Consider the following 13,967-nt stretch of genomic DNA (forward strand, 5'->3'; position numbering starts at 1 on the left):
GTTGCTGACCGCAGGCAAGAAGCCGACCGACAACTTGCCCACCCGATTCCTGACACTTCGCGGTCTGAACGTATAGCCCAGAAAGTCGAACTGACAGATCGGATAGCTTGCGTGCCGGTTGGCCTGCTTGCAGTACACGATTTTGGTCTTTTCCGGATGCAGATCCAGCTTGCATTCGGCCAGCCGCATCTCCAGCCCCTGCTTAAGCCGTCGCGCCTGCGCTTCGCTCTTGCAATGACAGATGACGTCATCAGCATAACGTTCGAATGGCACGTCCGGGTGATGCTTCCGCATCCACCGGTCGAACGCATAGTGGAGAAACAGGTTAGCCAGCACCGGACTGACGACACCGCCTGACCTCGACATCAAGAACTTCTTCGGCAGTATCGATTGGGAATTGATGATGCGAGCGGTGCGTCGCCACGCGGATTGCGCGTGGGTGCTGCTGTATATCGAGCGCTGGCTCAAGGCGCCCGTGCAAATGCCTGACGGGACCGTGGTGCACCCGGACAAGGGCACGCCGCACGGTTTTGCCTTATCCATGCGGGTCCTCCCCTTGCGGGTTGCCCGCAGCATAAAGCCAGACGATGACGCCCCTTCGGTCCAGCCCCATTACAGGACCTTCAACCCTACTACGGACGTCTCCGCCCCTGTGCCCCGCATCGGTACTCTCATCCTTGCGGAGGCCTTCCGCTTGGATTTCTCCCTTCGCATCGAGACGACAGGTTCCCAAGTTCCTTATCGAAGCCTGAATCAAAGTCACGCCACCTTTATGCCGGATGCCGATTGGGCCGTCAGCAGGCATCGCCCAAACTTGTCCCGGGGCGTGCAATCCCCCCGGTTTTGACATCGATTATGATTTTTACGACACGTCATCAGCGGTTCACTCACGTTCGTCTCTTTGACTCCCACCTGCCGGGGTTGCCCCCGACTTTTCCAACAACGCTCACCACGAGGGCTCTTTACCCACAGCTTGTGGCGGTTTGAAGCCTGCTCCTGCAAGCCGACTTCGAGGGGCCGTCCCTCATCTTCGATAAAGCATCGCAAGCATCGGTCATCTGATGCTCACGTTCTTGGCACACATTGCACCGAAATCAAAGCGCCCCCTGCTTCCGCATGTATCGCCAGCTTTCTCCGAGCCTTCGAGCGCTTGCTCACAGCGCAGTGGCGACTGGATACGCGACATATAGCGCAAGAATTTCTCGTTGGTAGAGAGCCCCCGACGGCATTCGTCCTGGAGCTGCTAGCGGAGCTCCACACTGGTTTGGGCCAGCACCTCAGCGCTCCTCTCAAGCATGGCGGCTTTCTGAAGCAGGTGAACCGCATCTTCCAGCGATACCTTCGTGTCTGCACCCAAGCGCTGCACCTGCAATTGCGCGCGCAGCACCGCCGCTCCGTGGCGCAAAGCCTCGATGCATGCTGTTGCCCATTGAACCGGTTTCCCAACCGAGTCACTTCGCAGCGAAAATTGGTTCTGCGTCCCCGATACCGCGAGAGTTTGGTGCATATTAGCCCCCCCAGAATTGCACGGTCCCGTTTCGTCTAGCACGCTGACGAACGAGCCCTTCTTATATGGCCGCCAACTGCGGCCCTCGGACTTGCCGGTCCAGCCCCCCCGGCAAGTCATCATGAAAATCGACTGCGCATTGAAGCGAAACTCCATGACACTGCGATGTCATCTGTGCGCCAACCGGCTGATTTGGAAGCAATTCCGGGTAAACCTTGACCCGAGTTAACGCTTCCTCTGGTCCTTCCCTTGCTTGGTTACCCGGTGAACCACCAATCCTCCGTCGACAACGGGACGATTCCCGTGCTGCAGCAACGCGGGTTGGAAACGGAGGCTGGGCTGGGAGCCGGCATGGCGGAAAAGCGACGAAATCAATCCTCAGGCTACCGCCAGTTGAGGGTGCGCTTGCTGCGGCATTACGGTATTACGACCAGCCGCCTTTGCTTCATAAAGCCGCTGGTCGGCAAGGTGCACGAGCTGGTCGGCCGTATCACTAGGCATGGCATTGCCGTCAAAAACGGCGACGCCAATGCTTACGCTTAGTCTTCCGCTTGGGCTGGTGAAGTTCGCTTGGTCAGTTGCAAGTACCGCAGAACGAATCTTCTCCGCTACTTGAACCGCAACCCGCAGGTCTGTATTCGGGAGCAGCACGCAAAACTCTTCGCCACCATAGCGCCCGACGAAGTCGCCTGGACGACAGATGTTCTCAACAATACAGCGAGCGATGGTTCTTAGCGCCCTGTCTCCGGTAGCGTGCCCATAATGGTCGTTGAAGCTTTTGAAGTTATCGGCATCTACCATCAGCGCCGAGAGGCCCTGCTTATTCCTGCTCGCACGTCGCCACTCAGCATCAAGGGTCGAATCAAGAAGACGGCGCGTGCCCACCCCCGTTAGGCTGTCGGTATTGGCGAGTAGATGGAGTTGCTGTTCCATCCCGAGCCGCTTGCGAAACTGATTCGCGAACATCACCGACATCATGACGATGAGAAAATCGAGCACCGCCACAACGCTGCCAATGGCCCAAGCGCGCCGTTTCCACTCGGCGTAGATATCATCGGTGGCGAGCCCCACGACGACTATTAACGGATATTCACCGATATGCTTGAAACTGTACAGGCGTTGGGCACCATCCAGCGCTGCAGTACCAATGTAACAGCCTCGCTCAGCTTGAATAAGCGGCTTGAATGACGAGACGCCTGCAATGCTTTGACCGATATCCCTCTGGTTGTAGGGACGTCGCATCAGAACCGTTCCGTCGGGTCGCACCAACGTGAGGGAGCCGTGGTCGCCAAGAGTCATCCCATCAAACAGGCGATGGAAGTAGTTCAGCCGAAGTGTCCCGACAACGATGCCTGCAAATTGGCCTTGGCTATCCGTCAGCCGTTGGCTTAGTCCAATCGACGTGTCCGTCTTCGTTAGATGCGGTGAGAACGGTTTGCTGATGAAGAGGCCGGCATCGGCCGACCGCTGTTGAACCGTGAAGTAATCACGGTCACTGAGGTTGAGCTTTCTCGGCGGAACCGAGCGAGAATCAATGACGACCTCGCCCGCCGTGTTCGTGACCAAGAGTGAGCCCATATCCTGGGCGTTGGTTGACCTGTCGAAGAGGACACGCTGCCGAATCTGTGACGGCAGTCGCAATGTGGCCGGGTCGTTGACGCCATCAATGACGGCCTGTATCGACAGTTCGTAGACCTCGATGTTGCGTTCGATATCACGCTGCAGAATCAGAGAGAGATTCTCCGCTGCGTCGCGGGCTCGTGCGAACGCGTCCAAGCGCATTTGGTAAAGCGCGACGGCAGTAATGCACGCCAGGGTTACGGCGGCCGCAAGTGCCCCTGCGACAAAAAGAGTTGGGCGCGCAAGAAAGGCCGCTGCAAACTTCGTCAGCGCCACACCGACTCTACCAATAACAATGTAATCTCGCCTTAATTGTGCGCCGTCACGCACACTCAAAGGAGGCTCGTGGAATGCTCGGAGCACGTTTGTGCCGATTTTAATGGCATATCCGGGACCATCTTGCGGCAAAGCGATTCAATCCCCTGGCGGCTCCTTTCGAGGCACTTCGCCGTTGCGATTTGGCAACTATTCTACTATTTTGGAAATATAAAAACTAAAAGACGAACTTGCGCCACTTGCGGCACTTGCCTCCGCCTAGGTTGGAGGCCTACCGACTATTGGTGCAGGCTGGGTCAGTGGGCATGTCAGCTGGACACATCGCCGAGGCAACCGAGACCCCGCCATCCTCGCTCTCCTTTCACCTGAAAGAGCTGGCGCACGCCGGTCTGGTTACACTGAGACAGGAAAGCAGGTTCGTTATTTACTCGGCCAACTACGCGACCGTGAGCGGACTCATCGCATTCCTGACCGAGAACTGCTGCCAAGGTGAGCCCTGCGCCGTAGCACCGGCTAATGATTGCACTGCCTGCGGAGATGTGGCCGCGCGCCGTGGCAAGGCTGGGCAACGCGAGCTCAGCTGACAATGACGATTTGCCAGCTACGCGACCTAACAGTTCTGGTACTCCCTGGTTACTTCTTGCTGGGCAGCTCGCAACTCAGCAGGCCACGTGCTCTCGATATAGGCAAACACGGCGGCAACGTCCATGTCCGACAATGTGGATTTGAAAGCCGGGGCGTCGTGCCATCTGGCTCGCCTTGTCATCTTCACCTGCACTTGCACTCGAAGAGAGAAATCACAATTGCACGAAATTGCGACAGCGGTTAGCGTATGGCACTACTGCACCGCAACAAAGGCGGGTGCGCGCCATTGAAGTGAAGGAGGGAGCACCGTGACGACAGCATGCGCCAAGAGCAGAACTGAAGCGCTGCGCCTTCTCGACACCAGCGGGATAACTTTGCTCGACCTGGACTATGAGTCTGCCTGGCAAGACGCGATCGAGCTCGGCCGGCTTGGCGACAAGCGCGGAATACGCGTTGAGTATCGCGGGCACGAAAATATTGCCGTCAACTCGCCAGCGGCTTTGGTCGCCGGTCTGTCGCGGCCCAAAGCGACGTTCCGGCAGCGGAATCTGTACTGTCAGTTCGATTTGGAAAAACTGACGGCTGAGGAGCTAGCTACGTTGGAAGCGAAGGCAAGCAGCCTTGGGGACTACATTCTCGCTGGGCGACTGCTACGAGATGTCGATGCCGTCTGGGTTGAATAACGTCGACTAATCGCACGAGCCTTTACAGAAGCCCGGCAGATGCATTCCTCGTGCCCCGGGGCGTTTTCCCTGTTCGCCGACCGTTCTGTTGAGGCGTTACGAGCGCACCCACCAAACCTCTATTTGCGACCAAAAGAACCTCAGTAATCGCACCTCTCTCTAGCCAGCGACTCCCTCGTAAAGCCATGACTCACGCGCAACTGATGCTCGACCGCAATCACCTGGTCCTGGCACGCAAACAACAAGTCGTCCCTGAACTTCTGCGACGCGCCCTTGATTCGTTCAGCTTCATACGAAGTCTGCCGCGCACGACAACGCAGATATAACAACGTCGCCTTGGGAGCAAGTCTAAGTTCAGCCTTGTCGAGAGGCTTACATTCGACATAGTACTGGGCGAAGCTGCCCTGGCTTGCTAGCAATGCCGAGAAAAGCAAAAATGAAGAACAAAGACGCGACATGAACATGCAACACTTGAATACTGGTCCAGCATACCCGCTTTCGCAGGCTGCAGCGTGCCAAAGAGAGCTACTTGCTTGCGCCATCAGACCCCGTGAAACGGCGTTTCCGCGTGACAGCAACACCTTCCTTCGACTCACCGCCGAAACTCGTACGCCCTTCGGGGCGAGTGCCTGAACTCGGCTGACGGACACCGGTCGGCGCCTGGATGGTCGATATTGCGCTCTTGTAGACAATTTGCATGCCGCCGGCCCCGCTGAGCATCACCACGAACTGGTCGAATGACGCGATTGAACCGGTCAGCTTGATTCCGTTGACTAGGTAAACCTCGACACGCTTCCGCTCTTTGCGTGCTGTGTTCAAGAAATCGTTTTGCGGATTAACGGGGATAGGTTGCATTGCTTAGCTCAGATTGAGGGCAGTTGCCATCACTGCTGGAGTGAACGCCTGCTATCCTCACAGGGTAGGCAGGAGTTCGAAAGAGTGGCATCGCTGGCACGATGGTGATGATGATTTGAAACTGGAGTACATTGTCACCGGACCACAGACCATTGCTACGTCTAACGTCGTCCGACTGCCGACACGGATATGGGTAACATCCAGCCGACTCCTGCCACAGCAGCACCGCATTTTTTGGTGACGCAAACGTACGAGTGCTAATCCGTATCACCTCGAAGAATTCTGATGCGTGATATCAACGACTTCGACATTCTGGTCCTCCCTGGCTCCCACAATTCTGGACCTGACCACTGGCAAACGCACTGGGAAACTGCCTTCGCCAATATGCGCCGTGTGGAGCAGAACGATTGGGACGCGCCCTTCTACTCTGATTGGTCGTTTCGCCTCTCGGAGGCGGTCAACTCCTGTAGTCGACCTGTCCTCCTTGTCGCGCATAGTTTGGGGACAGCGCTAGTTACGCGCTGGTCGCACCAAGCAGATACTACGGTTGTGGCGGGAGCATTCCTAGTCGCACCGTCTGATATAGACCGACTTGCGCAAACGCCGGAGTATCCTGCGCGCGGCTTCGAACCCATCATCATGAAGCAGCTTCCGTTCCCCTCCGTCGTTCTCGCCAGCCGTAACGACGACCGAGTCGACTTCGGCCGCGCCGAAGCCTTCGCCTCAGCTTGGGGCTCAGGCCTCATCGACGTCGGTGCTCAAGGGCATATCGGCTCGCGTGCGAAGCTCGGTCTTTGGCCGCAGGGACTCATCTGGTTCGGCCAGTTCATCGCCTCAATCAACTAGCCGAGTCCCAGTTAGGGCCGGCGCAAGAGCGCCACCGTCCTTAGCAGAAAGCTGCGGATAGCTTTGCCGCATTCTTGCCCCGGGTGGCCGTTGGCATATTTCAATGCCCAAGTCTTGAACAGTAACGGTAGGGGGGCGGAAGAGAAAGCCATACCGCGTCTAGGACGTAGTTTTAGCTTTTAGCCTCCATAACAATTGGCGTTGCGCCACTTACCCCGACCTGAAAGAGGGGGGCTTGCGCGGCGCTATTTCTGTGTCAATGATGCCCTGACTCGCCCCCGCGGATACGCGTAGTAAACACGCAATGGTTGTTACCCATGCTGAAGGTGTATCAATGCTGAAACAGTTTTAGTTGGCTTTCCCCTGCCGCCAACGTCCAGGCCTCGCATTTCGTATAGAAAAACCAAAGGAAACAATGAATTACCCGGATTGGCACGGTGATTGCTTGGCGAAAAATCCGAGCAAATGCGTGCTTAAAGAAATGTGCAACTCCGGTGTGAGGCTGTCGGAAGGTGCTTCCCCGTGTACTGGGCACAGTCAAACTTTCTGGCGCAGACAGTCAGGGCATCTCCCATCTCGAAGGATTTGAATATGAAGAAACTTCTACCCCTTCCTTTCGTTCCGTTTTGTGCCGCAAGCAGCCCACTGGCCGTCGAAAATAACACCGAGACACGTGACGGCTTCGCCGTCGGAGAACCATCATGAAGAAGCTGACTGTCTCCTAATGGCAATCGCAATAACGTCTGTGGCCTTGGCACAGACCACGCCGCCACAAATCTCACCCCCATCGGGTATTTCGCCACAGCAAGGCCTTGGCACCCCCCAGGCGATGGGCCATCAGGTACCGCCGGGTCTGACTAACGGTACCGCAACCGTGCCACCCCAGGCTTCGCCCTCTCCCTCTTTCCCCGGCATTATTGGTGGGGGCGTTTATGGCGCATATGGCGGTACGTCCGCCAATGCCCCGTCGGGGACGAACCCAGGAAATTTCAGTTCGTCTCACCAGTAACCTTGCTAGGGTCCAGCCCTTCCTCAGCCCTCCCACGGCGGGGAGGGCCGAGGAAGTACTCGTGCACCTCGCCGAGCAGGTCCGTTATCGGCCTAAAACGTCGGGCATTGGCGACGATGGAAATTGTGCGGCTTGGGAGTCAAGTGCGGCGAATTTGCAACTTTTGCGGACGCCCAAGAAAGGAGTTGCGCAACTTGCATTGCGTTTGCTACTCTTCGCCCCGTCATAACTACGGATTCATTTCCATGGGCAGTTGTTCTAGTTGGCCCTCGGCCAAACTCTGAACGGCTAGGCAAGTCCAGGCGATTCCTCGCCACTGCCCTAGCCGATACCGGCGAGTAGTGGCTTCTTGTGCGGGTTCTCCGCGCGAGCCATTCCCACTTAGCGTTGTTTGACCCAGGCAGCCGCCACTGGATGCGTTCGTGCGCGCCCGGCAGGTATATGGCCGCCCATGCCTACGCAGGCCATAGAAGCCCGCGGGGGAGAAATCATGCTGTTCACTCCAAAGGTGCCTCACATCACTTTGGGCCAACGTCCGTGTCTCTGGCAGACCAAGCGGGCACGCCAGGTCGTGGCGTTGTTGTTCGCCCTGGCGCTGGCACCAGTTGGCCAATCGCGCGCCCAAGAGGCAAACGGTGACGAAGCGGCGTTGCCGTTCAATGGACAGGCCGACCGTTTCGCCTTCCATGGCCAGACCACCTATGTCTGGCAGCGCAAGCCCGCATTTTCCGCCGCTTACAGCGGTGACAACAGCCTGCGCGCCGAGCGGGAGAAGAGCTATTCGTTCTCGGCTACGCTGGACCTTGGTGCGCGCCTGTGGAAAGGCGCCGAGTTCCATTTCAACCCGGAAGTCACCCAAGGGGTGCCGTTTTCCGGACTACATGGCTTGGGCGGCCTGACCAACGGAGAACTCGCCAAGGTCTCGAGCACCAACCCGACCATCTACCGCGCACGTGCGTTCCTGCGCCAGACAATCGGTCTGGGCGGCGACACGGAGACAGTCGACGCCGACTTCAATCAATTCGCCGGCGTGGTCGACAAACGGCGCGTTGTCATCACGGCCGGCAACTTCCCAGTGCTGGACGTGTTCGACGCGGTGGAGTACTCCCACGACGCTCGCACCCAGTTCATGAACTGGTCCTTCATGACCCACGGCTCGTTCGACTATCCAGCCGATGCACGTGGCTACAACTGGGGACTGGCCATCGAGTACATCGGGGAAGGCTGGGCGGTCCGGGCCGGGCGTTTCCTACAGCCCATCGAGTCAAATGGACTGCAACTGGATACCCGTCTGTTCGAGCACTATGGAGACATGGTGGAACTGGAAAAGAGCTACACCGTGTACGGCCAGGAAGGCAAGGTGCGGCTACTTGGCTGGCGCAACAAGGCCAAGATGGGACGGTTCAGTGACGCCATTGCCCTCGCTCAGTCAAGCGGTGACACCCCGGACGTGGGTCTGGTCCGGCAGGAACACGCCAAGGTTGGCATCGGCTTGAGCTTCGAGCAGAAAGCCGGCCGTGACCTGGGCCTGTTCGCCCGCCTGAACTGGTCCGATGACAAGACCGAAACCTACGCCTTCACGGAAATCGGCCGCAGCGTTTCCGCTGGCGGTCTGCTGACGGGTACAGCCTGGGGCCGTCCGAACGACATCCTGGGCGTCGCCATGGCGCTCAACATGCTCGGGGCTAACCATCGAGCCTACCTGGCCGCCGGCGGCAGCGGCGCATTCCTCGGGGATGGCGCACTGAACTATGGTCATGAGCGAGTTCTCGAGGTGTTTTACAGCTTCCAGTCGTTCAAGGGCGTGACGCTGAGCCCCGATTTTCAGCTCATCCAGAACCCCGGCTACAACCGTGACCGCGGGCCAGCGAAATTCATCGGCATGCGTTTTCATGGGGAATTTTGAGACCCTATAGACGTCAAAAGTTCAGTGCGGGTTCGCGCTCCTTCAGGCGACCCGGGCTTGGCATTGGTGCCGAAATAGGAAATCAAGTGGACAGTTGTTCTAGTCGACCTTTGTATCGTTTCTAGGCAAGCCATCAGTCGTTCTCCGACCGCTGTCTTGCCTGACAGGTAAGGCAGCGGTGTCATCAGGCCATTCGGCCAGCTCCGCTCCTTTGTGTTATTCCGCCAGAACCGTCTGGCGCTGTGCTGCCCTGCGAACCGCGCTACAGGGCGGCGAGGAGTCAAGCATGCGCAAAATCACCCCCCCCATCCGGCCGGATGACCGCCCTCACCGCACGGCTGGCATCCCCATTCCTCCGCCAGATTGAGCCAGGCACCTCCAGCATGGCGCCCAAAGGTCCGGATTCGCGCAATCCAGCCGCACACGCGCCACAGACCAACCGGGAATTTGCTAACGCCGCCATTCGGGCGTGCCGGACGCTCTGGTAACTGTCCTTGCGAGCCCGGTGCTGGCATCACCCATAAGCACTTGCATAAGTTTGGAGGAGAACAAAATGGCCAACTTCACAACCGAGATGGCTGCCCCGCCACAGCAAAGAGTGCTCGATGAGGCGCGCGTCGGCGACATTCGTGGCGCGCTGGGGACAATTGCCCAGCACGACACCGGCCCTCGCAATGGATGGCGCCACAGATTCAGTACCCTACTCGCCATTCTGGGCCCCGGGCTCATCGTCATGGTAGGGGACAATGACGCAGGCGCCTTCGGCACCTACACACAAGCGGGGCAAAACTATGGCACGACACTGCTGTGGACGCTCCTGTTGTTGATACCCGTGCTCTACGTCAATCAGGAGATGGTGGTCCGACTGGGCGCCGTGGCCGGGGTGGGTCATGCGCGCCTCATCTTCGAGCGCTTTGGCAAGCTATGGGGCAGCTTCAGCGTCATCGACCTGTTTCTTGTCAACGCGCTGACGCTGGTGACCGAGTTCATCGGTATCAGCCTTGCGCTGGAGTACCTGGGCATCCCCCGCCACCGGGGCGTGTGCGCTTCGGCGCTGCTTGTGATGCTGGCCGCCTCGACTGGAGATTTCCGGCGCTTTGAGCGGTTCGCCATGGGACTCGTCGCGGGGAGCCTCACACTGATTCCTGTCTTCCTGCTTGCACATCCGCCCCTGGGCCAGGTCGCCCGGGACTTCTTCGTCCCCGCAATGCCTGCGCAAGCGCCATTGAGCGAGGTCATGTTGCTCATCATCGCCATCGTCGGCACCACAGTGGCGCCATGGCAACTCTTCTTTCAGCAGAGCTACGTCATCGACAAGCGAATTACCACACGCTTCATTCGCTATGAGAAGGCCGACCTCTGGCTGGGCATCGCGCTCGTCATTGCCGGCGCAGTGGCCATGATTGCCTTCAGCGCCGAGGCGTTTCACGGTACGGTGGAATTTGGCAACTACACCGATGCGCTTGGCACGGCGGTCGGGCTTGAGAAGCATTCGGGACGGTTGACCGGCGTCTTGTTCGCCATCGCGTTGCTGGATGCGAGCATCATTGGCGCCTGCGCCGTCTCCCTGTCAACGGCGTATGCGCTGGGGGATGTCTTTGCCGTGCGCCATTCTCTGCACCGCAAGCCAACTGAAGCCAAGGGCTTCTACGCGGTCTACTTCGGGCTGACCATGCTGGCAGCCGGACTCGTATTGACGCCAGGCGTGCCGTTAGGCCTGCTCACCAACGCGGTCCAGTCCTTGGCCGGCATTCTCCTGCCTAGCGCCACGGTGTTCCTGCTGTTGCTTTGTAATGACAAGGCTGTGCTTGGACCGTGGGTAAATGGCCGCTGGACAAACCTGTTCACAGGAACGGTGGTGGCAGGTCTGGTCATGCTCTCCATCATCCTGACGGCATCGGTGCTCTTCCCGCACATGGGCGAGCGAGAGATTCTTGGCACCCTGCTGGGCGGAACGGTCCTCGCGCTGGCCGCCTCGTTCTTCGTGAAGCGCTATGAGACGCGCCGCCTTCCCACGCCGCTACCATCCACGCCGCCATCGGTGGACGACAAGGCGGGTTGGACAATGCCCCCTCTTGCCGAGCTGCCAGTGCTGAAACTTACCCTGCTGAATCGCGTATGGATGCTGGTCTTGCGGGGCTATCTGATGGTCGCGGCTGGGCTGGTACTTGTTCGCATTGTCACGCTGGTAGCAGCCGGCCATTGAATGATTGCGGCTATAGATGAAAGCGCATCCTCGCTCTGCCTGCAGTGACGCGGGTTAGGGCGAGTCGACTCGATGAAGGGAGTCTCCTGCGAATGCGGATCGTCCACCGTGCCGTCGCCCTCGTAACTAGCATCGAATGTCTTGCGCAGTCTGGTCAAATACGCATCCTTCAGGCGCTGCATCAGGATGTTAAGGTGGCTCGGCGACAGCCACGCTAGCTCGGCCAATAGGGGCCAGATAGCCTCCAGGCCATGCTGGTGATATTGCGCCTCGGTCATCCAGCGTTGGTGGAATGCGGCGCCACGATTAAACCCGCGCGACTGCCTCTTGTGCCCTGATCCAGTCTGCGGCTCTAATCCATAGCAGTGCGGCATGGGCATCGCCCTGCCGACGATGGCATCCCTCCATCGCCGGAGAAAGTGTTCATCGCGTCTTTCCGTTTCGGCGCGGTCTCGTTGTCTGATCGCCAAATCGGCCTTTCGGTAAACTTTTTCTGCCGAGATACGCAAACCTCCCAAAATGGGAGTAAAATCCTCCCAAAATGGGAGAGTCAAAGGATGCGGATCATTGCGCGGCGGACGCTGCGAGAGTTTTGGGAGAGCGACCCCGCGTATGCGGATGCGATATCGCCCCTCACGGAGTGGTATCGCCACATGGAAAAAGTTACCTATGAGACACCGCAGGATCTAAAGGCCGAACTACGGACATCCAGCATCCTCAAGGGTGGTCGCGTGGTGTTCAATATCGCCGGGAACAAGTATCGCGTGATCCTGGCCATCGACTATGAACGCCAGATCGGGTGGGTCCGTTTCGTTGGCACCCATGCCCAATACGACAAAGTTGACGCGGAGAGCGTGTGATGGATATCAAGCCCATTCGTACCGAACAAGACTATGACACCGCCATGGAGCGCATCGGCCAGCTATGGGGCGCGCCGGTCGGCTCGCCCGATGGCGATGAGCTGGAAGTCTTGTCGATCCTCGTGGAACGCTACGAGGAAGAGCATTACCCTATTCCGCCATCTGATCCAGTCGAGGCCATCAAGTTTCGGTTGGATCAGCAGGGCCTGACCACGCGCGATCTTGAGCCGTTCATTGGCTCCAGTGGCCGCGTGTCTGAGGTACTGAACCGCAAGCGCAAGCTCAGCCTGAGCATGGTCAAGCGCTTGCACGATGGCCTGCACATCCCTTACGAAAGCCTGCTGTCGTAAGCACGCGGGCACCAGGCAAATGGCAGAGGCGCCGAACGAGGGCAATTTGCAGTGAGTATTGCCGGCTACGGCGGCAAGCCCCACCTTGCTTTGCGTGCTCGATGAGCAGACGAACGTGCTGGTGGTCGGCAAGGAAGTGGCCTTTCGCGAGAGGCGGCCCGAGGGGTTCGCTCTGGTCGGACGGATGTTCGCCGCGGATGGACGAGCCTGAGCGGCGGGTGACCGGGGCGAGACCGGCATAGGCGGCAAGATGCGCGGCCGAAGCGAAGGCTTTGTGCGCGACCTCAGTGAGGAGTCTGGCGGCGGTCCTGACGCCCGGCATGCTGGTCAGGACCGGCCAGAGAGGGTGTGTCTGTACCAGGAGACCGCGCCAAACCGGGGGCTGACTAAGCGGCAAGGCGATGGTTTCCTTCGCCAGCGATGGAGGGATACCATCGTTCAACGTAAGACCGGAGTTGGTCATTGAGCACGGCCGTCCGGATTTGCAGCAGGTTGTGCGCGTGCCGAGGCCGCCAGGCCATCTGCTGCCGTTTGACGAACCGCTTGCTGACCACTTGGTTGACGGCTGACTCGACAAAACCCGATGCAATGGGCTCCCCATGCCGATAGCGGTCACCGTAGTTCACGATGAAGTGCCGGTTGTTGTCCAGGTAGACGATGAACTCCTCGAGTTTGCCGAGGAGTTTGGCCTCTTCGGGGCTGGCCTCAGCTTCCAGATCCCAGCCGAGGCTTTCCAATCGGCGCAACGCTGGATAGGGGCAGCCGTGCCACAGGTGCCACTTGGCGCCATGCAACGCCTTGATCAATGTCGCGTTGCTCGGGCCGTCGCTGCGTGCCGGGCGGCCCTTGATCATCTGTTCGAGGTTCTGTACCCGCATGGCGATGTGGAACCAATCGAGAACGTACTCATCGCGGTCACCAAAGCCGAGCTGCGCAAACCGTACGGTATCGCCTCCATCCGACAGAAAGGTCACCGGTTGACTAGGTTGCACACCTTCACGTAGCAGGAAATGTGTGCCAAGAACGTGAGCATCAGCTGACCGATGTTCGCGATGCTTTACTGAAGATGAGGGACGGCCCCTCGAAGTCGGCTTGCAGGAGCCGGCTTCAAACCGCCACAAGCTGCGTGGGTAAAGAGCCCTCGTGGTGAGCGTTGTTGGAAAAGTTGGGGGAGAACCCCGGCAGGTGGGAGTCAAAGAGACGAACGCGAGTGAACCGCTGATGACGTGTCGTAATCGTGATAATCGATGTCAAAACCGGGGGG

At 58.6% G+C, this 13,967-nt stretch carries 9 protein-coding genes and 4 pseudogenes; 7 read left to right on the forward strand and 6 right to left on the reverse strand.

Annotated elements, in window-relative coordinates:
* From ACYP5B_RS15625 to ACYP5B_RS15635, 3 genes are all read right to left on the reverse strand, one after another.
* A partial coding sequence (locus ACYP5B_RS15625) for a reverse transcriptase domain-containing protein (protein WP_459570325.1) occupies positions 1-543 on the reverse strand: 543 nt, incomplete at its 3' end.
* A 700-nt stretch (positions 544-1,243) separates the two neighbouring features.
* A complete protein-coding gene (locus tag ACYP5B_RS15630) occupies positions 1,244-1,663 on the reverse strand; it encodes a hypothetical protein (protein ID WP_459570326.1) in 420 nt (139 codons plus the stop codon).
* A gap of 222 nt (positions 1,664-1,885) precedes the next feature.
* Positions 1,886-3,535 (reverse strand): sensor domain-containing diguanylate cyclase, encoded by a 1,650-nt coding sequence (locus tag ACYP5B_RS15635; protein ID WP_459570327.1) that lies wholly within the window; start codon positions 3,533-3,535, stop codon positions 1,886-1,888.
* A 100-nt stretch (positions 3,536-3,635) separates the two neighbouring features.
* Here ACYP5B_RS15635 and ACYP5B_RS15640 point away from each other — a divergent pair.
* Both ACYP5B_RS15640 and ACYP5B_RS15645 read left to right on the forward strand, forming a co-directional pair.
* Positions 3,636-3,987 (forward strand): annotated as a pseudogene (locus tag ACYP5B_RS15640) (ArsR/SmtB family transcription factor); the annotation flags it as partial.
* Positions 3,988-4,296: 309 nt separating this feature from the next.
* A complete protein-coding gene (locus ACYP5B_RS15645) occupies positions 4,297-4,671 on the forward strand; it encodes a PHA-granule associated protein 4 (RefSeq protein WP_459570328.1) in 375 nt (124 codons plus the stop codon).
* 579 nt (positions 4,672-5,250) lie between these two features.
* On the opposite strand, the pseudogene hfq reads toward ACYP5B_RS15645, so the two are convergent.
* Positions 5,251-5,526 (reverse strand): annotated as a pseudogene (gene hfq, locus ACYP5B_RS15650) (RNA chaperone Hfq); the annotation flags it as partial.
* 285 nt (positions 5,527-5,811) lie between these two features.
* Here hfq and ACYP5B_RS15655 point away from each other — a divergent pair.
* The 5 genes from ACYP5B_RS15655 (at position 5,812) to ACYP5B_RS15675 (ending at position 12,703) form a co-directional block, all read left to right on the forward strand.
* Positions 5,812-6,372 (forward strand): RBBP9/YdeN family alpha/beta hydrolase, encoded by a 561-nt coding sequence (locus ACYP5B_RS15655; RefSeq protein ID WP_459570329.1) that lies wholly within the window; start codon positions 5,812-5,814, stop codon positions 6,370-6,372.
* Positions 6,373-7,871: 1,499 nt separating this feature from the next.
* Positions 7,872-9,287, forward strand: a complete 1,416-nt coding sequence (locus ACYP5B_RS15660) for a carbohydrate porin (RefSeq protein WP_459570330.1) — start codon at positions 7,872-7,874, stop codon at positions 9,285-9,287.
* Positions 9,288-9,840: 553 nt separating this feature from the next.
* A complete protein-coding gene (locus tag ACYP5B_RS15665; protein WP_459570331.1) occupies positions 9,841-11,493 on the forward strand; it encodes an NRAMP family divalent metal transporter in 1,653 nt (550 codons plus the stop codon).
* Positions 11,494-12,050: 557 nt separating this feature from the next.
* Complete coding sequence (locus ACYP5B_RS15670; RefSeq protein ID WP_459570332.1) at positions 12,051-12,353, forward strand: type II toxin-antitoxin system HigB family toxin; 303 nt, start codon at positions 12,051-12,053, stop codon at positions 12,351-12,353.
* Positions 12,353-12,703 carry a helix-turn-helix domain-containing protein gene (locus ACYP5B_RS15675; RefSeq protein WP_045242470.1) on the forward strand — a complete coding sequence of 117 codons (351 nt, stop codon included), beginning with the start codon at positions 12,353-12,355 and terminating at the stop codon, positions 12,701-12,703. The genes ACYP5B_RS15670 and ACYP5B_RS15675 overlap by 1 nt, the downstream gene beginning before the upstream one ends.
* Before the next feature lie 174 nt (positions 12,704-12,877).
* On the opposite strand, the pseudogene ACYP5B_RS15680 reads toward ACYP5B_RS15675, so the two are convergent.
* Positions 12,878-13,061, reverse strand: a pseudogene (locus ACYP5B_RS15680) (transposase); the annotation flags it as partial.
* Between the two features lie 28 nt (positions 13,062-13,089).
* Positions 13,090-13,803: pseudogene (locus tag ACYP5B_RS15685) on the reverse strand (ISKra4-like element ISBte1 family transposase); the annotation flags it as partial.
* Positions 13,804-13,967: the final 164 nt, after the last annotated feature.

It is taken from the genome of Cupriavidus sp. 8B, assembly GCF_054589115.1.

What these genes read in the sequence shown, in the direction of transcription:
- ACYP5B_RS15670 (WP_459570332.1), top strand. Translation starts at nt 12,051, where the DNA reads ATGCGGATCATTGCGCGGCGGACGCTGCGAGAGTTTTGGGAGAGCGAC.
- ACYP5B_RS15675 (WP_045242470.1), top strand. Translation starts at nt 12,353, where the DNA reads ATGGATATCAAGCCCATTCGTACCGAACAAGACTATGACACCGCCATG.
- ACYP5B_RS15665 (WP_459570331.1), top strand. Translation starts at nt 9,841, where the DNA reads ATGGCCAACTTCACAACCGAGATGGCTGCCCCGCCACAGCAAAGAGTG.
- ACYP5B_RS15660 (WP_459570330.1), top strand. Translation starts at nt 7,872, where the DNA reads ATGCTGTTCACTCCAAAGGTGCCTCACATCACTTTGGGCCAACGTCCG.
- ACYP5B_RS15630 (WP_459570326.1), bottom strand. Translation starts at nt 1,663, where the DNA reads ATGGAGTTTCGCTTCAATGCGCAGTCGATTTTCATGATGACTTGCCGG.
- ACYP5B_RS15655 (WP_459570329.1), top strand. Translation starts at nt 5,812, where the DNA reads ATGCGTGATATCAACGACTTCGACATTCTGGTCCTCCCTGGCTCCCAC.